The following is a 16,750-nucleotide window of genomic DNA, read 5'->3' on the forward strand; positions in this document are numbered from 1 at the left end:
GGGCCTACGATCCATTCCCTCTCCCTGTGGGAGAGGGTTAGGGTGAGGGCATCAGGCCTCAATATCCGCCATATCGCCCTTCTCCTGCAGCCAGTTACGTCGGTCTTCCGAACGTTTCTTGGCAAGGAGCATATCCATCATGGCGTTGGTCTGCTGTTCATCTTCGTCGCTGATGGTCAGCTGCACCAGACGGCGGGTATTCGGATCCAGCGTCGTTTCGCGCAGCTGCATCGGGTTCATCTCGCCCAGCCCTTTAAAGCGCTGCACGTTAGGCTTGCCCTTCTTACGCTTCAGCTGCTCCAGCACGCCCGCTTTCTCTTCTTCGGTCAGCGCGTAGTAAACCTCTTTGCCGAGGTCGATACGGTACAGCGGCGGCAGCGCCACGTGGACGTGACCGTTTTTCACCAGCGTGCGGAAGTGCTTCACAAACAGCGCGCACAGCAGCGTGGCGATGTGCAGACCGTCGGAGTCCGCATCCGCGAGGATACAGATCTTGCCGTAGCGCAGCTGGCTGAGATCGTCGCTGTCCGGATCGATGCCGATCGCGACAGAGATATCGTGCACTTCCTGCGAGGCCAGCACTTCATCAGAAGAGACTTCCCAGGTGTTCAGGATCTTACCCTTGAGCGGCATGATCGCCTGATATTCACGATCGCGCGCCTGCTTGGCCGATCCGCCCGCCGAGTCCCCTTCCACGAGGAACAGCTCGGTACGGTTGAGATCCTGCGCGGTACAGTCCGCCAGCTTGCCCGGCAGCGCGGGGCCGCTGGTCAGCTTTTTACGCACCACTTTCTTGGCGGCACGCAGACGACGCTGGGCGCTGGAGATCGCCATTTCGGCCAGCATCTCCGCCGCCTGAACGTTCTGGTTCAGCCACAGCGTAAACGCATCTTTCACCACGCCGGAGACGAACGCCGCGCACTGGCGTGACGACAGGCGCTCTTTGGTCTGGCCGGCAAACTGCGGGTCCTGCATCTTCACGGAGAGCACGTAGGCGCAGCGGTCCCAGATATCTTCCGCCGACAGCTTCACGCCGCGCGGCAGAATGTTGCGGTATTCACAGAACTCGCGCATCGCGTCGAGCAGCCCCTGGCGCAGGCCGTTGACGTGAGTACCGCCGAGCATGGTGGGGATCAGGTTAACGTAGCTTTCCGTCAGCAGCTCGCCGACTTCCGGCAGCCACAGCAGCGCCCAGTCAACCGCTTCGGTGTCGCCGCTAAAGTTACCCACGAACGGTTTTTCCGGCAGCGTCGGCAGGCCGTTGACCGCTTCGCAAAGGTAGTCGTTCAGACCATCGGCGTAGCACCAGCTTTGTTCAGTGTTATTAACGTGGTCTTTAAAGGTGATTTCCACGCCCGGACACAGCACCGCTTTCGCTTTCAGCAGGTGCGTCAGACGAGAAACGGAAAAACGCGGGCTGTCGAAGAAGCTCTCGTCAGGCCAGAAGTGGACGCTGGTGCCGGTGTTGCGTTTGCCGCACGTGCCGACAACCTGCAGATCCTGCACCTTCTCGCCGTTTTCAAACGCGATGTTATAGATCTGACCATCGCGACGGACGTTCACTTCCACGCGTTTGGACAGGGCATTCACCACGGAAATGCCCACGCCGTGCAGGCCTCCGGAGAACTGGTAGTTCTTGTTGGAGAACTTACCGCCCGCGTGCAGACGACAGAGGATCAGCTCAACGGCCGGGACGCCCTCTTCCGGGTGGATATCCACCGGCATGCCGCGCCCGTCGTCGATAACTTCCAGCGACTGATCGGCGTGCAGGATAACGTCGACGCGTTTGGCGTGTCCCGCCAGCGCTTCGTCCACACTGTTATCAATAACTTCCTGGCCCAGATGGTTTGGGCGCGTCGTATCGGTGTACATCCCCGGGCGGCGGCGAACCGGCTCAAGCCCGGTGAGGACCTCAATGGCATCAGCGTTATAGGTTTGCGTCATGATTTAAACTAGCAATTCGCATTGATTGTCAGTGGCTGTGCAGTCCAAGAAAATCGACAATCTGGGTGAAATGATTCTCAAAGCCCGTGAAAGCATGGTTTCCGCCCTCTTCTATAGTCTGGCGGCAGGAGGCGTAATACGCCACTGCCTGGCGGTAATCCAGCACTTCATCACCCGTCTGCTGCAGCAGCCAGATGAGATCCGGCGCCTCAAGCGGGTCGACCTGCATAACTTTGAGATCGTAAATATGGCGTGACTCTAGCACATATTGCTGGCCGGTGTAGGGGTTCTCGTTTTCGCCAAGAAAGTCCCGCAGCAGCTCAAATGGCCGTACCGCCGGATTCACCACCACGGCGGGCAGCATGAAGCATTGCGAGAGCCAGGTGGCGTAGTACCCGCCCAGCGATGAACCGACCACGCCGAACGTTTCGCCGCCGTGCGCAAGCACGATAGATTCCAGCATTTCCGCGGCCTCCGCCGGGTACGGAGGCAGCTGCGGGATAATCATCTCGACGTCGGGGTGATGCTCGCTCAGCCACTGGCGAAACTGTGTCGCTTTTGCGGAGCGCGGCGAGCTGTTGAATCCGTGCAGATAAAGGAGCGTAGACATCAATAGCCTTCTGAAGCGGTGTCCGGGCGGAACTGTGCACCGGTCAAACGGCAGACCTCCGTGGTCAGCGTGCCGTCGGCATGCAGTTCCAGCCAGCGCCAGCCTGGCGCGATGGTGTCCAGCGTAAAGTTGGCGCAGTGCGGCTTAAACTGCACGCAGGTTGACGGCGTCGCCAGCATGCGGCGCCCGTTCCAGTCGAGATCCTGTTCCTGATGGATATGCCCACACAGCAGGTTTTTCACCCGCGGGAACTTCGCCAGCACGCGATCCAGCGCCGCGGAGTTGCGCAGGCTGTGCTGATCGAGCCAGCTACAGCCCGCAGGCAGAGGATGATGATGAAGCAACAGCAGCGTGTGACGTTCAGGTTCAGCAGCCAGTTTGGTCTCCAGCCAGTCGAGCTGAAACTCGCTTAACTCACCGTGCGGAACGCCAAACACCTGGCTGTCCAGCAGCAGGATCTGCCACTGTTCACCCGCAAAAACACATTTCGCCGGAGAAATCCCCGCATCCTGCAGAGAGCCGTACATCGCGGGCTGGAAATCGTGGTTGCCCGGCAGCCAGACGCAAGGCGCGCTAAAGCTCGCGATGCCTTCAGCAAAATGCTGGTAGGCCGCGGAAGATTGGTCCTGCGCCAGATCGCCGGTTGCGACAATCAGATCGCATGCACGATGTTCAGCGTGAATGGCGCTCAGTACCGCCTGATAACTCTCCCAGGTATTGACCCCCAGCAGCGTTTCATGCTTTTCGGCAAAAAGGTGGGTATCGGTGATTTGTAATATCCTGACTGGCGCCCCACCAGCAACAGTCAGGTTCAACAGGCTTTCCAAATGGTGTCCTTAGGTAGGTTTATGACGCTAACAAACCGGAATCGCCATTGCTCCATGTGCTAAACAATATCTTAGCCAGTCGGCTAAAAACTGGTTAATTTGATGCTTTTCGTCGCGTTGATGCAACTTTTTATTCGGGTAATCATACCGCGCCTTGAAGCGAAAGATCTGCTGGCTCGAACACACTTCAGCGACCATCGCGTCATGATAGAGACGCACCGTCATTGACGGCAGGCTCCAGTAGCTAATGCTGGGCGCCGTTTGTTCAATTTCGACCAGCGTAGTGTAGCGCGTTGATTCTGTTATCGTTAATCGATACTGCGCGTTGCTCACCTGATAGCTTACCGTTTCGCCGGGTGCGTCGTTTCTCGGCAGCAGGCGGCGCAACTGTGCGAAATTGGTTTCGCACAGGCGCATCATTTCTGGGAAGTCAGGCGTATAGCGCTTCATTTTTTCCACTCGTTTCGTAATGTCTGATAATGCAGCTGCAGCCATTGCAGGGCGATGACAGACGCTGCGTTGTCGATTTTCCCCTCTTCTACCCACTGGTAAGCCTGTTCCCGGCTTACCACATGAACCCGAATATCTTCGTTTTCATCAGCCAGACCGTGAATGCCTTCTGCGGTCGTGGCGTCCACTTCGCCCACCATAATGGATAAGCGTTCGCTGGTGCCTCCCGGGCTTGCCAGATAGCTCAACACCGGTTTGGTGCGGCCGACCACCAGCCCCGCCTCTTCAAGCGCCTCGCGCCGGGCGACGTCTTCAACCGTCTCGCCTTCTTCGATCATCCCGGCCACCATCTCCAGCAGCCACGGGCTCTCGCTGACGTCGTACGCGGCGATGCGAATCTGCTCCACCAGCACAACTTCATCACGCACTGGGTCAAAGGGTAGCAAGACTGCAGCATGCCCGCGCTCAAAAATTTCGCGTCTGATTTCGCCGCTCATTTCCCCGTTAAACAGGCGATGCCTGAAACGGTAAAGATCCATTGAAAAAAAACCGCTATAAAGCGTTTCTCGTGCAATAATTTCTACATCGTTTTTGGCGAATGTCACGGGCAACTTTTCTGGTTTTTGCATGAGTCGAGTCCTGGTAGCAATGGTGATGAAATTGTGAATTTCAAGGCTGTTTGGCTGCCGTTTGTAAGGCTATATGGTAGATTGGTGCAAATTACCGCCAGATGGCACGTAACGCCAACCTTTTGGTGTGGATGATTCTGTTAGAATCGGCAATTATTTTTTAATTAGATCAGCGCTAATACTGCTTCACAACAAGGAATGCAAATGAAGAAATTGCTCCCCATCCTTATCGGCCTGAGCCTGACGGGCTTCAGCGCAATGAGCCAGGCGGAAAACCTGTTACAGGTCTACCAGCAGGCACGTCTGGGCAACCCTGATTTACGTAAATCAGCGGCCGATCGTGATGCTGCGTTTGAAAAGATTAACGAAGCGCGTAGCCCACTGCTGCCGCAGTTAGGTTTAGGTGCAGATTATACCTACAGCAACGGTTTCCGCGACGCTAACGGCGTAAACTCCAATGCTACCAGCGCCTCACTGCAATTAACACAGACGCTGTTTGATATGTCCAAATGGCGTGCCCTGACCCTGCAGGAAAAGAGCGCGGGTATCCAGGATGTGACCTATCAGACCGATCAGCAGACGCTGATCCTGAACACGGCCACCGCGTACTTTAACGTGCTGAGCGCCATCGACGCGCTCTCCTACACCGAAGCGCAGAAACAGGCGATTTACCGTCAGTTAGATCAAACCACCCAGCGCTTCAACGTGGGCCTGGTGGCGATCACCGACGTGCAGAACGCCCGTTCACAGTACGACACCGTGCTGGCCAACGAAGTGACCGCGCGTAACAACCTGGACAACGCCTTAGAATCGCTGCGTCAGGTCACCGGCAACTATTACCCTGAGCTGGCGTCCCTGAACGTCGACAGCTTCAAAACGGATAAGCCGCAGGCCGTTAACGCCCTGCTGAAAGAGGCGGAAAACCGCAACCTGAGCTTGCTGCAGGCGCGTCTGAGCCAGGATCTGGCACGCGAGCAAATTCGCCAGGCGCAGGACGGCCACCTGCCAACCCTGAGCCTGAGCGCGTCTACCGGCGTCTCTGATACCACCTATAGCGGCTCTAAAACCAATACGTCCCAGTATGACGACAGCAACTTAGGCCAGAACAAAGTGGGCCTGAGCTTCTCCCTGCCGCTGTATCAGGGCGGCCAGGTCAACTCTCAGGTGAAACAGGCGCAGTACAACTTTGTTGGCGCGAGCGAGCAGCTGGAAAGCGCCCACCGCAACGTGGTGCAGACCGTACGTTCTTCCTTCAACAACGTGAACGCCTCAATCAGCAGCATCAACGCCTATAAACAGGCCGTTGTGTCTGCACAGAGCTCTCTGGATGCGATGGAAGCGGGTTACTCGGTCGGTACGCGTACGATTGTTGACGTGCTCGACGCCACCACCACGCTGTACAACGCGAAGCAGCAGCTCTCCAGCGCGCGCTACCAGTACCTGATTAACCAGCTGAACATTAAGCAGGCTCTGGGTACGCTGAACGAGCAGGATCTGCAGATGCTGAACAGCGCGCTGGGCAAGCCGGTCTCCACCTCTCCGGACAGCGTTGCGCCGGAGAACCCGCAGCAGGTTGCCGCGGTTGATAACTTCAACGCTAACGGCAGCGCCCCTGCGGCACAGCCTGCCGCCGCGCGCACCACCGCGCCTGCCAGCAAAGGCAACAATCCGTTCCGTAACTAAGAGCGTCATCAGGCCCACTGCGGCTTGATGCCCTCACCCCGGCCCTCTCCCACAGGGAGAGGGAGCATCTGAATCACATCCGAACGTAAGCCAACGTAAAGATCCCCCTGATCCCGCCCCTCTTCGCTTCATTTTCAACCACTCATCCTCTATCCTGAGCGTTATTACCACTGGGTCCTGGAAGACAAATATGAAACGGACAAAAACGATTAATCACGCGTCGTTCCGCAAAAGCTGGAATGCACGTCACCTTACCCCTGTCGCGCTGGCGGTTACCGCCGTCTTTATGCTCGCAGGCTGTGAGAAAAATGACGAAACGGTTTCCCTGTATCAAAATGCGGACGACTGCTCTGCCGCCACCGGTAAGGCGGCCGAATGTAAAACGGCCTACACGAGCGCGCTGAAAGAAGCGGAACGCACCGCGCCGAAGTATGCCTCGCGCGAAGACTGCGTAGCGGAGTTTGGTGAAGGTCAGTGCCAGCAGGCACCGGCGCAGGCCGGCACCGCGCCTGAAAATCAGGCCCAGGCACAGTCCAGCGGCAGCTTCTGGATGCCATTAATGGCAGGCTACATGATGGGTCGTCTGATGGGCGGCGGCGCGGGCTACCAGCAGCAGCCGCTGTTTAGCTCGAAAAATCCGGCCAGCCCGGCTTACGGTCAATACACCGATGCCAGCGGTAAAGGCTACGGCGCAGCGACGCCAGGCCGTACCGTGACCGTGCCGAAAACGGCGATGGCGCCCAAGCCTGCGACGACCAGCACCATCACCCGCGGCGGGTTTGGTGAGTCCGTGGCGAAACAGACCAGCATGCAGCGTAGTGCATCAGGCACCTCCTCTACTCGCTCAATGGGCGGCTGATCATGGAACGAGTCAGTATCACCGAGCGTCCGGACTGGCGCGAAAAAGCCACCGAGTACGGTTTTAACTTCCACACCATGTACGGCGAACCGTACTGGTGTGAAGATGCCTACTACAAGCTCACGCTCGCCCAGGTTGAAAAACTGGAAGAGGTGACGGCCGAGCTGCACCAGATGTGCCTGAAAGTGGTGGAGAAAGTCATCGACAGCGACGAGCTGATGGCCAAATTCCGCATTCCGAAGCACACCTGGAGCTTCGTCCGGCAGTCGTGGAAAACGAATCAGCCTTCGCTTTACTCTCGCCTGGATCTGGCGTGGGACGGCAAAGGTGACCCGAAGCTTCTGGAAAACAACGCCGATACGCCAACCTCGCTGTACGAAGCGGCGTTCTTCCAGTGGATTTGGCTGGAAGACCAGGCCAATGCCGGAAACCTGCCGGAAGGCAGCGACCAGTTCAACAGCCTGCAGGAAAAGCTGATTGCGCGCTTCGCCGAGCTGCGCGAACAGTTTGGCTTTAACCTGCTGCATCTCGCCTGCTGCCGCGATACGGAAGAAGACCGCGGCACGGTTCAGTATCTCCAGGACTGCGCCGCCGAAGCGGAAGTGGCGACCGAGTTCCTCTATATCGAGGACATCGGCCTGGGTGAAAAAGGCCAGTTTACGGACATGCAGGATCAGGTCATCAGCAACCTGTTCAAGCTCTATCCGTGGGAATACATGCTGCGCGAAATGTTCTCCACCAAGCTGGAAGACGCTGGCGTACGCTGGCTGGAGCCGGCCTGGAAGAGCATCATCTCCAATAAAGCCCTGCTGCCGATGCTCTGGGAGATGTTCCCGAATCATCCGAACCTGCTGCCCGCCTACTTTGCGGAAGACGATTATCCGCAAATGGAGAAATACGTCGTTAAGCCGATCTTCTCCCGCGAAGGCGCCAACGTGTCGATTATCGAAAACGGCAAGACGCTGGAAGCGGTCGAAGGGCCGTACGGCGAAGAAGGGATGATCGTCCAGGCGTTCTGGCAACTGCCGAAGTTTGGCGACAGCTATACGCTGATTGGCAGCTGGCTCATCAACGACCAGCCGGCCGGGATCGGCATTCGCGAAGATCGCGCGCTGATCACGCAGGATCTGTCACGGTTCTATCCGCATATTTTTGTGGAATAAGACTTGCCCGGTGGCGCTATGCTTACCGGGCCTACACGCGACATGTAGGCCGGGTAAGGCGAAGCCGCCACCCGGCATGTTTTTACCCAATCTGCACCGACAGCATACTCAGACTCCCCATCTCGATACCATCGACCGGGATCGTAACCGGCTCCTGGCCGTCCCACGCGCCAAGCACGTACAGCAGCGGCAGGAAGTGTTCCGGCGTTGGGTTAGAGAGCGAACCGCCTTCGTGTTCCAGGTAATTAACCAGCGGATGCGCTTCAACCGGGCCTTGCCAGGTGAGATTCGCTTTAACGTAGTCGTTAAAAGAGGTCGCCCACGGGTACGGCGTGTTCTCACCGTGCCAGCGTGCGGTACGCAGGTTGTGCACCACGTTGCCGCTGGCAATCAGCATAATGCCTTCATCACGCAGCGTCGCCAGCTTGCGGCCCATCTCCAGATGCCAGGCGGCTGGCTTAGTGCTGTCGATGCTGAGCTGCACCATCGGGATATCCGCATCAGGATACATCTTAATGAGCACGCCCCACGAGCCATGGTCAAAACCCCAGGCTTCTTTATCGAGCGCAACCGGTACGGGAGCCAGCAGCTCCACCAGCCTCTGAGCCAGCTCAGGCGAGCCGGGAGCCGGATAGTGCGTGTCGTACAGCGCCTGGGGGAAGCCGCCAAAATCATGAATAGTTTTCGGCGCTTCCATGGCGGTCACGCCCGTGCCGCGGGTGAACCAGTGCGCAGACACCACCACGATCGCTTTCGGACGCGGCAGCGTCTCGCCCAGACGACGCCAGGCACGGGTATAGACGTTGTCTTCCAGAACGTTCATAGGGCTACCGTGACCTAAAAACAGGGCTGGCATACGGGAAGAAGTCATGGTGATATCCTTACAGAAGGTGTCAAATTAATGGTGTCAGATTACGCGCTATCTGACGAAGATGAACGCAGATAAGCGTGAAGATCATCATCAGGAAATTTGAATGTAAGGAATGTGTAAAGCCGAGGTTTGCCCCTCGCTTTGCCAGAAATGAATCATTTATATTAATGAGAATCATTATCATAAGGAGCCGTACATGTCAGTCCCCTTGATCCTGACCATACTCGCGGGCGCCGCGACCTTTATCGGTGCGATCCTCGGCGTGCTCGGTCAAAAGCCCTCTAACCGAGTGCTGGCCTTTTCACTGGGCTTTGCGGCCGGGATCATGCTGCTTATCTCCCTGATGGAAATGCTGCCCGCCGCGCTGGGCACGGAAGGCATGTCTCCGCTGCTGGGTTACGGCATGTTTGTTTTTGGCCTGCTGGGATACTTTGGCCTCGATCGGATGCTACCCCACGCGCATCCGCAGGATTTAATGCAGAAAAACGTGACGCCCATACCGCGCAATATCAAGCGCACCGCCGTGCTGCTAACGCTTGGCATCAGCCTGCATAATTTTCCTGAAGGGGTCGCGACCTACGTCACGGCCAGCAGCAATCTTGAGATGGGCTTCGGCATCGCGTTAGCGGTCGCCTTACACAATATACCTGAAGGCCTGGCCGTCGCCGGACCGGTGTATGCCGCCACGGGCTCGAAACGCACAGCGGTGTTCTGGGCAGGGATTTCCGGCATGGCTGAAATTTTGGGAGGCGTCCTGGCATGGTTGATACTCGGCAGCCTGGTCTCGCCGGTCGTCATGGCAGCCATTATGGCTGCAGTAGCCGGAATTATGGTGGCGCTCTCCGTGGATGAATTAATGCCGCTGGCAAAAGAGATCGATCCGAACAACAACCCAAGCTACGGCGTACTGTGCGGAATGTCGGTGATGGGTCTCAGCCTGGTCCTGCTCCAGGCTGCGGGTATCGGCTAACATCATGTTGCCACCGCGTGGCGGTGGCAAACATATCAAAAATTAATAATTTCGGTAAAAGAAATTTCTGCCTATATTGCTTCGCTTTTTTTACGTATTTTTACATCTATTTATTTTCTGAAAGTCAATATTTAAATAAGATATTATTATAACAATATAAATATCGCGACAAATGAGCAAAAAATTAGCTTCTCCTTTAAAATCACACGATAAAGCTCACCCTTGGCTATATTTTAAAGTCGCCTACATTTATTTTTAAGCACAGCTAATCGCATTCCCGCTTTTTCCATAGATATAATCTCATGGTAATTTTCTGAAATATATCATTCAGATTATGAATTCATTGGAAAAGGATATTTTCATGCATGCAGGTAAAAAAGCACTGTTAGCCATTGCAATGGCTACGATTGTCTCTGGTTCAGCATTTGCAGCCGATCAGGGTTCCGGAAAAATTAAATTTAAGGGCGTTGTTATTGACGCACCTTGCAGCATTGCGCCAGACAGTGTTGATAAAGAAGTCGATCTCGGCGAAGTAACCACCGCCGTTATCAATGCGAACAAGAAGTCCACCCCCGTTGCGGTAGACATCAACCTGGAGAACTGTCAGCTGGAAGACCCGGAGGATGAAACAGCGGATCCAATTACTAAGGTAGAAGTGACCTTCTCCAGCACCGCTACCAACGCTACAGATACCAGCCTGCTGAGCAATACCTTTGCAAACGGTGCGCAGAACGTCGGCGTCCGCCTGCTGGACAACGCGGAAGCGAACATCACTCTCGGTATCGCAAAATCTGTGGATCTGCTGGAGGGTTCAACAACCCAGACGCTGCACTTTAAAGCACGTATGGAAGTTCCGACCGGCACCACGGCCACCGCGGGCCAGGTTGAAGCTAACGCCAACTATGTGCTGCAGTATAAATAAGTTTTAAATATGAACCGTTAGACCGACTGGTGATGGTTGCCAGTCGGCTTTTTATTTCTTCGAGTAACAGAATGATGAAAAATAAATCACAATGGATAATCATCATTGCTGCCTTCATGCTCTCGCATGCCGCCTCGGGCACTGAATTTAATATCAATGCTATTGATAAAGATTTACGGTCAAGCATCGATCTCTCACGCTTTAAAGAAGAAACGTCCGTCACGCCCGGGCGTTATTTCGTCACTATCGCAATCAATGACACCCCCCTGGCAAACGGCTGGGAACTGACGTGGAAAGAGGTCAACAATAAAGCGGAAGTTTGTATTCCTGCGGAACTGGCCGATACTTTTGGCCTGCAGGATAACATTCGCCAGACGTTAACGCTCAGTCAGGGCTGCGTTGATTTTACCCCACTACCGGATATCAAATTTCGCTTCGAGCAGTCCACTCAAACGCTGCACGTGACGGTGCCGCAGGCTATGCTGCAATTTCGTCCGAACGACTGGATGCCGCCCTCCACTTGGGACAACGGCGTGGCCGGCGTGCTGCTGGACTACAACCTCTTTGCCAGCCATTATCAGCCGCAGGAAGGCAGCAGCACGGACAATGCCAATGCCTACGGTACGGCAGGCGCCAACCTGGGCGCGTGGCGGTTGCGCAGCGATTATCAGTACACCCAAACGCATGCCGACAGTGGTTCAACCCATGACGGCCGCTTCTCGCGCGTCTATATGTTCCGTCCGCTGCCGACGCTCGGCGCGAAGTTGACGCTGGGTGAGACGGACTTTCAGTCCGCCATCTTTGATGCCTTTACCTATACCGGGGCTTCGCTGATCAGCGACGAGCGCATGCTGCCCTGGTCCCTTCGCGGCTATGCGCCGCAAATCGCCGGGATTGCGCAAACCAACGCCACGGTCACGGTTAGCCTCTCTGACCGCGTGATTTATCAAACCAAGGTGCCGCCCGGCCCGTTTGTGATTCAGGATTTGAACCAGTCCGTTCAGGGCACGCTTGACGTGAAAGTTACCGAAGAAGACGGTCGCGTAAGCACGTTTGAGGTCTCGGCAGCGTCCGTCCCCTTCCTGACGCGAAAGGGTCAGGTTCGCTACAAGCTTGCCGCAGGTAAACCCCGAGAAAACGCGTCGCATGCCGTTGAGGAGAGCACCTTTATGAGCGGCGAGTTTTCGTGGGGAGTGCTCTCCAACACCTCGCTGTACGGCGGCACGCTCGCCGACGGCGATAACTACCGCTCTGTTGCGGCGGGTATCGGGCAGAACCTCGCGCTGCTCGGGGCTATCTCCTTCGATGTGACCCAGGCGACCAGCCAGCTCCCGGACAAGGCTTCTCAGACGGGCTACAGCTATCGCGTAAACTACAGCAAACGCTTTGATACCACGGGAAGCCAGCTCACCCTGGCCAGCTACCGTTACTCCGATCCGCAGTTCCTGAGCTACGCGCGCTACCTGGACCGCGACAATAATGACGGCCAGACGGAAAAACAGACGTTTAGCATTACGGCCAGCCAGTACATTCCCGCACTGTCGCTCAATCTTTACCTCAGCCTGCTCCGTCAGACCTGGTGGGATGACGCGCCGTCCAATACCGGCAGCCTGACCGCGGGATATAACTTCGATCTGGGCCGCTGGAAAAACCTCGGCGTTTCGGTCTCGTTCAGCAAAACCCACTATGAAGATCGCGAAGACGACAATCAGTTCTATCTGTCCCTCAGCGTGCCGCTGGATCCTGACCATCGTCTCAGCTATGACCTGCGCAACAGCGACAACCTGAGCCAGACCGTCTCGTGGTACGACACCGCCGACCGGAACAACACCTGGGGCGTCTCTGCCGGTACCGAAAGCAAGCAGGCCGACGCGGGCGCACAGTTCAGCGGAAACTACCAGCACTACTCCTCGCTGGGCGATCTCAACGTCTCAGGAAGTTACAAGGCGAATGAGTACAGCTCCCTGAGCGCCAGCTGGAATGGGTCGTTCACCGGCACGGCAAAAGGCATGGCCCTCCACCGTCGCAGCTACGGCAACGAGCCGCGGGTCATGGTCAGCACGGACGGCATCGGCAATATTCCGCTCAACATGTCGCGGGACCAGACCAACGCTTTCGGGATCGGGGTGCTGCCATCCTTCTCCAGCTACTCACCGTCGAGCGTGCAGGTCAACCTGAACGATCTCCCCGAAGGCGTTGACGTGGATAACCGCGTCATGACCTCAACCTGGACGGAAGGCGCTATTGGCTACCGTCAGATCGCCACCCGGGCGGGAAATGACGTCGCAGGTATCCTGCGCACCGCGTCGGGCACGCCACCGCTGGGCGCGCGCGTCCAGCTGGCGGAGAGCGGGAAAGACGTGGGCATCGTCGCCGACGAAGGTCATATCTGGCTGGGCGCCGTCCAGCCCGAGCAGCAATTCCTGGTAACCTGGGGCGACGCCAGCCAGTGTCGCTTCACGCTGCCTTCACACCTCACTAACCTTTCGCAGCTTATGCTGCCGTGTCAGTAAATCATGATGAAACTCACTCCACTGAAAAGCCTGTGCCTGATGTTGATCGGCACAGCATTCACCACCCAGGCCGCCATCAACCTGGATCGTACCCGCATCGTTTTTCCCGAAACCGACAAGGCCAGCAGCCTGAAGGTCGATAACCAGAGCAAAGCGCTGCCCTATCTTGCACTCTCCTGGATCGAAGACGAAAAGGGCCATAAGGAGGACAACCACTTTATGGCGCTTCCTCCAATCCAGCGCATTGAGCCCGGATCGTCATCCCAGGTCAGGATCGTTAAGCAGGCGGCTACCAGCGCGCTGCCAAAAGATCGGGAATCGCTCTTCTACTTCAACCTGCGCGAAGTGCCGCCAAAAAGCGCCAGCCTCAACGATGACCGCAGCGTCATGCAGGTCGCCATGCAGAGCCGCATCAAGCTGTTCTGGCGTCCGAAGGCCATCGTGAAAAAAGCAGGCGACCGTTCTGAAATGCGCATGGAGGTGACGGCAACGGCAACAGGGCTGACCATCCACAACCCCACGCCCTATTACCTCACTCTCGCGTGGCTGAGCAAAAACGGTAAAACCATGCTGCCCGGCTTTGACAGCCTGATGCTGGCACCTTTTGCCACCTCTTCGGTTGCCACGGGCGGCTATCACGGTAGCTATTACAGCATTGGCTACATTGACGATTACGGCGCGCTGAGAAAGCTTGACGCGACCTGTCAGGGCGCGTCGACCTGCCAGCTTAAGGATGCGAAGGCCAAAAGCGATGCGAAAGCTCACTAACGTTTTGATCGCCACGCTGCTGGCGCTACTGCCCTTAAAAGCCGCGCTGGCGCTCGACTGCTATCTGGGCGCCCAGGGCGGCCCGGTGGAAGAGACAAAAACGATCAGCCCGTTCGCCATCCCCAGCAACGCACAGGTGGGGGAAAAGATCTGGGAATCCGACGACATTAAAATCCCGGTCACCTGTAACCACGATGTGGCGGGCAGCTTCGAAAAAGAGGACATCTATGCCTGGGTCAACCCCTATCCGGCCGCTTCCGATCCCTACTACGAGCTGGGAGTGACCTATGAAGGCATGGATTATGATGCGACGGGACAGCCTAACGGCGTAGATACCCGCCAGTGCCTTGATAATAACAACATCACCATGTATACCCCGGAGCAAATCAAGCAAATGGGGTGGGAGGACAGGCTTTGCTCAGGCAATGCCAATGATATTCACACCACGCGCACGTTCATCGCCCGACTGCGCCTTTACGTCCGCATCAAGGCCGTTCCGCCGCACGGCTACACAAGTTCGCTGGGGGACTACATCGTGGTGCAGTTTGACGGAAAAGGCGGGGTCAACCAGATGGCCGACGCCAAAAACCTCAAGTACCACATCAACGGGTTGAATAACATTACCGTCCTCGACTGCGGTGCCACCTTCAGCATTTTTCCTGAGAACCAGGAGATTGATTTCGGGACCTTCAGCGCCCGCGACATCGTGAATCAGCAGACGCGCAAGCGCACCTTTACGGTGAAAACCACCAAAGTGCAGGACGCACAGTGTTCAGATGGTTTTAAAATGGACTCGTCGTTCTACACCACGGAATCGCTGTCAGAAAACGACACCGCGCTGTTGATTGGGAATGGATTAAAGCTACGCATCCTCAACGGAACCGAGCCTTATACCTACAACCACTACGAAGAGTATGCGGATTTCACCGGGAGTACGTTGAACTATGAACAAACCTATACGGCGGAACTCTCCCCTGACGCGGGAAAAGCCATTCAGTCCGGCCCGTTCGAAACGGTAGTGCTGTTTAAAATCAACTACCACTAGGCACAAAAAAGCCGGGTTTCCCCGGCTTTTTCACATCAGCGGTTTCAGCTGGCTTTGCGCTCGTGCGCCTGGCGGTACTCCACCAGATCTTCAATCGTCACCACCGGCATATTGTGCAAACGCGCAAAGGTGATGCACTCCGGCGCGCGCGCCATGGTGCCGTCATCGTTGGTCAGTTCACACAGCACGCCAGCAGGTTTGAAGCCCGCCAGCGTCACCAGGTCGATCGTCGCCTCGGTGTGGCCGCCACGGGTCAGCACGCCGCCAGCCTGCGCACGCAGCGGGAAGACGTGGCCTGGACGGTGCAAATCGGATGGCTTCGCATCATCAGCAATCGCAGCACGTACGGTGGTCAGACGGTCAGCCGCAGACACGCCTGTGGTCACGCCGTGCGCGGCTTCAATGGTTACGGTAAAACCGGTCCCGAAGGCGCTGGTGTTGTTTTCGACCATCATCGGCAGCTCAAGCTGCTTACGACGATCTTCGTTAATACACAGGCAGACGATGCCGCTGCCGTGACGGATGGTCAGCGCCATCTGTTCAACGGTCATGTTTTCGGCGGCGAAAATCATGTCGCCTTCGTTTTCACGATTTTCATCGTCAAGCACCATCACACCGCGGCCTTCGCGCAGTGCATCCAGTGCATGTTCAACACGTTGAGTTGAAGTGCCAAAAGAGGAAAGTAGCGTCTGATTCATGGTAAAAAAACCTCATTAACATTATGGTTACCAGAATCAGGGCAGTCTTAGGAGCGCCGTATAAGCGGCAAAAAGATAACGTGAGCGGGCCCATGCCCGACTGGATCGTTACTCTCTCCCATCCGGACTCTAACCGTCGGCCCCGGAATTACACCGGATCTGCTGACCTTTGAGAATTCACCCAAAGCGCTCGCGGGCTTTCAGCGTTAAGCTGATTTACCGCCGGTGGGGAATTTCGCCCCGCCCTGAGAATAAGCGAGATAACTATAACGCTATTGATTATCCTGGGCAATGCATAAGCATCAAACAATTTTGTTTACCCCGGGCATGACGCGCTACAATGTTCATCAACACCGTTTTATCAAGGGAAGCCACGATGATTGACCCGAAGAAAATTGAGCAGATCGCGCGTCAGGTTCACGAATCCATGCCAAAAGGCATTCGTGAATTTGGTGATGACGTCGAAAAGAAAATCCGCCAGACGCTGCAGGCCCAGCTGGTTCGCCTTGATTTAGTCAGCCGCGAAGAGTTTGACGTGCAGACCCAGGTGCTGTTGCGCACCCGCGAGAAGCTGGCGCTGCTGGAACAGCGTCTGACCGAGCTGGAAAACCGTAATGCACCGGAAGAAGTGAAGCCGGCACCGGCTATTCCACCGGTGGACGACCAGGAGTAAGTGCGGCCTGTTGTGCCCGGTGGGGGGGGCGCCCGGGGCGGGGCGGAAGGGGGGGGGGGGGCCCCGGGGGGGCCCCCCCCCCCCCCCAAAAAAAACCGGGGGCCCGGCCCGGGGTTTTTTTTTGG

General features: G+C 56.5%; 16 protein-coding genes and 1 riboswitch. Of the genes, 9 read left to right on the forward strand and 7 right to left on the reverse strand.

Features of this window, described 5'->3' with window-relative positions; genetic code table 11:
- Nucleotides 1-51 precede the first annotated feature (51 nt).
- The 5 genes from parE to nudF are packed head-to-tail and all read right to left on the reverse strand — an operon-like array spanning nucleotide 52 to nucleotide 4,460.
- Nucleotides 52-1,944, reverse strand: a complete 1,893-nt coding sequence (gene parE / locus L6R44_RS07440) for a DNA topoisomerase IV subunit B (protein WP_237423724.1) — start codon at nucleotides 1,942-1,944, stop codon at nucleotides 52-54.
- Nucleotides 1,945-1,972: 28 nt separating this feature from the next.
- Nucleotides 1,973-2,554, reverse strand: coding sequence for an esterase YqiA (gene yqiA / locus L6R44_RS07445; RefSeq protein ID WP_008502976.1), 582 nt, complete (start codon nucleotides 2,552-2,554; stop codon nucleotides 1,973-1,975).
- Nucleotides 2,554-3,381, reverse strand: a complete 828-nt coding sequence (cpdA, locus tag L6R44_RS07450; protein WP_032642074.1) for a 3',5'-cyclic-AMP phosphodiesterase — start codon at nucleotides 3,379-3,381, stop codon at nucleotides 2,554-2,556. The genes yqiA and cpdA overlap by 1 nt, the downstream gene beginning before the upstream one ends.
- A gap of 27 nt (nucleotides 3,382-3,408) precedes the next feature.
- Nucleotides 3,409-3,831, reverse strand: a complete 423-nt coding sequence (locus L6R44_RS07455) for a DUF1249 family protein (RefSeq protein ID WP_003862516.1) — start codon at nucleotides 3,829-3,831, stop codon at nucleotides 3,409-3,411.
- Nucleotides 3,828-4,460, reverse strand: coding sequence for an ADP-ribose diphosphatase (nudF, locus tag L6R44_RS07460; RefSeq protein WP_008502974.1), 633 nt, complete (start codon nucleotides 4,458-4,460; stop codon nucleotides 3,828-3,830). The genes L6R44_RS07455 and nudF overlap by 4 nt, the downstream gene beginning before the upstream one ends.
- 204 nt (nucleotides 4,461-4,664) lie before the next feature.
- Here nudF and tolC point away from each other — a divergent pair, with 204 nt between their 5' ends.
- The 3 genes from tolC (at nucleotide 4,665) to L6R44_RS07475 (ending at nucleotide 8,165) form a co-directional block, all read left to right on the forward strand.
- Entirely contained in the window at nucleotides 4,665-6,143 is a 1,479-nt protein-coding gene (gene tolC / locus L6R44_RS07465) for an outer membrane channel protein TolC (RefSeq protein WP_237423725.1), read from the forward strand.
- A gap of 190 nt (nucleotides 6,144-6,333) precedes the next feature.
- Nucleotides 6,334-7,002, forward strand: coding sequence for a DUF1190 family protein (locus L6R44_RS07470; protein WP_032642078.1), 669 nt, complete (start codon nucleotides 6,334-6,336; stop codon nucleotides 7,000-7,002).
- 2 nt (nucleotides 7,003-7,004) lie between these two features.
- On the forward strand, nucleotides 7,005-8,165 hold the full coding sequence (locus L6R44_RS07475; protein ID WP_237423726.1) for a glutathionylspermidine synthase family protein: 1,161 nt from the start codon (nucleotides 7,005-7,007) through the stop codon (nucleotides 8,163-8,165).
- Between the two features lie 82 nt (nucleotides 8,166-8,247).
- Here L6R44_RS07475 and ygiD read toward each other — a convergent pair whose 3' ends face one another.
- Nucleotides 8,248-9,036 carry a 4,5-DOPA dioxygenase extradiol gene (ygiD, locus tag L6R44_RS07480; RefSeq protein ID WP_237423727.1) on the reverse strand — a complete coding sequence of 263 codons (789 nt, stop codon included), beginning with the start codon at nucleotides 9,034-9,036 and terminating at the stop codon, nucleotides 8,248-8,250.
- 196 nt (nucleotides 9,037-9,232) lie between these two features.
- On the opposite strand from ygiD, the gene zupT reads away from it, so the two are divergent.
- From zupT to L6R44_RS07505, 5 genes are all read left to right on the forward strand, one after another.
- Nucleotides 9,233-10,006, forward strand: coding sequence for a zinc transporter ZupT (gene zupT, locus L6R44_RS07485; protein ID WP_032642085.1), 774 nt, complete (start codon nucleotides 9,233-9,235; stop codon nucleotides 10,004-10,006).
- 361 nt (nucleotides 10,007-10,367) lie between these two features.
- Nucleotides 10,368-10,928: a fimbrial protein gene (locus tag L6R44_RS07490; protein WP_237423728.1), complete on the forward strand. Its 561-nt coding sequence runs from the start codon at nucleotides 10,368-10,370 to the stop codon at nucleotides 10,926-10,928.
- Between the two features lie 74 nt (nucleotides 10,929-11,002).
- Nucleotides 11,003-13,441 carry a fimbria/pilus outer membrane usher protein gene (locus L6R44_RS07495; RefSeq protein ID WP_237423739.1) on the forward strand — a complete coding sequence of 813 codons (2,439 nt, stop codon included), beginning with the start codon at nucleotides 11,003-11,005 and terminating at the stop codon, nucleotides 13,439-13,441.
- 6 nt (nucleotides 13,442-13,447) lie between these two features.
- A complete protein-coding gene (locus tag L6R44_RS07500) occupies nucleotides 13,448-14,209 on the forward strand; it encodes a fimbrial biogenesis chaperone (protein WP_032642091.1) in 762 nt (253 codons plus the stop codon).
- Nucleotides 14,193-15,254: a type 1 fimbrial protein gene (locus tag L6R44_RS07505; RefSeq protein ID WP_237423729.1), complete on the forward strand. Its 1,062-nt coding sequence runs from the start codon at nucleotides 14,193-14,195 to the stop codon at nucleotides 15,252-15,254. Before L6R44_RS07500 ends, L6R44_RS07505 begins: the two co-directional genes overlap by 17 nt.
- A 44-nt stretch (nucleotides 15,255-15,298) precedes the next feature.
- On the opposite strand, the gene ribB is transcribed toward L6R44_RS07505, so the two are convergent.
- Complete coding sequence (ribB, locus tag L6R44_RS07510) at nucleotides 15,299-15,952, reverse strand: 3,4-dihydroxy-2-butanone-4-phosphate synthase (protein ID WP_032642096.1); 654 nt, start codon at nucleotides 15,950-15,952, stop codon at nucleotides 15,299-15,301.
- 106 nt (nucleotides 15,953-16,058) lie between these two features.
- Nucleotides 16,059-16,209: riboswitch (FMN riboswitch) on the reverse strand.
- A 119-nt stretch (nucleotides 16,210-16,328) separates the two neighbouring features.
- On the opposite strand from ribB, the gene ubiK reads away from it, so the two are divergent.
- On the forward strand, nucleotides 16,329-16,625 hold the full coding sequence (ubiK, locus tag L6R44_RS07515) for a ubiquinone biosynthesis accessory factor UbiK (protein WP_014071796.1): 297 nt from the start codon (nucleotides 16,329-16,331) through the stop codon (nucleotides 16,623-16,625).
- Nucleotides 16,626-16,750 lie beyond the last annotated feature (125 nt).

Origin of the sequence: Enterobacter cloacae complex sp. ECC445, assembly GCF_021892025.1 — a bacterium.
Taxonomy (GTDB): Bacteria; Pseudomonadota; Gammaproteobacteria; order Enterobacterales; family Enterobacteriaceae; genus Enterobacter; species Enterobacter chengduensis.

Coding starts and splice junctions, on each gene's coding strand:
- parE (WP_237423724.1), bottom strand. CDS start 1,944: ATGACGCAAACCTATAACGCTGATGCCATTGAGGTCCTCACCGGGCTT.
- yqiA (WP_008502976.1), bottom strand. CDS start 2,554: ATGTCTACGCTCCTTTATCTGCACGGATTCAACAGCTCGCCGCGCTCC.
- L6R44_RS07455 (WP_003862516.1), bottom strand. CDS start 3,831: ATGAAGCGCTATACGCCTGACTTCCCAGAAATGATGCGCCTGTGCGAA.
- nudF (WP_008502974.1), bottom strand. CDS start 4,460: ATGCAAAAACCAGAAAAGTTGCCCGTGACATTCGCCAAAAACGATGTA.
- tolC (WP_237423725.1), top strand. CDS start 4,665: ATGAAGAAATTGCTCCCCATCCTTATCGGCCTGAGCCTGACGGGCTTC.
- L6R44_RS07470 (WP_032642078.1), top strand. CDS start 6,334: ATGAAACGGACAAAAACGATTAATCACGCGTCGTTCCGCAAAAGCTGG.
- L6R44_RS07475 (WP_237423726.1), top strand. CDS start 7,005: ATGGAACGAGTCAGTATCACCGAGCGTCCGGACTGGCGCGAAAAAGCC.
- ygiD (WP_237423727.1), bottom strand. CDS start 9,036: ATGACTTCTTCCCGTATGCCAGCCCTGTTTTTAGGTCACGGTAGCCCT.
- zupT (WP_032642085.1), top strand. CDS start 9,233: ATGTCAGTCCCCTTGATCCTGACCATACTCGCGGGCGCCGCGACCTTT.
- L6R44_RS07490 (WP_237423728.1), top strand. CDS start 10,368: ATGCATGCAGGTAAAAAAGCACTGTTAGCCATTGCAATGGCTACGATT.
- L6R44_RS07495 (WP_237423739.1), top strand. CDS start 11,003: ATGAAAAATAAATCACAATGGATAATCATCATTGCTGCCTTCATGCTC.
- L6R44_RS07500 (WP_032642091.1), top strand. CDS start 13,448: ATGAAACTCACTCCACTGAAAAGCCTGTGCCTGATGTTGATCGGCACA.
- L6R44_RS07505 (WP_237423729.1), top strand. CDS start 14,193: ATGCGAAAGCTCACTAACGTTTTGATCGCCACGCTGCTGGCGCTACTG.
- ribB (WP_032642096.1), bottom strand. CDS start 15,952: ATGAATCAGACGCTACTTTCCTCTTTTGGCACTTCAACTCAACGTGTT.
- ubiK (WP_014071796.1), top strand. CDS start 16,329: ATGATTGACCCGAAGAAAATTGAGCAGATCGCGCGTCAGGTTCACGAA.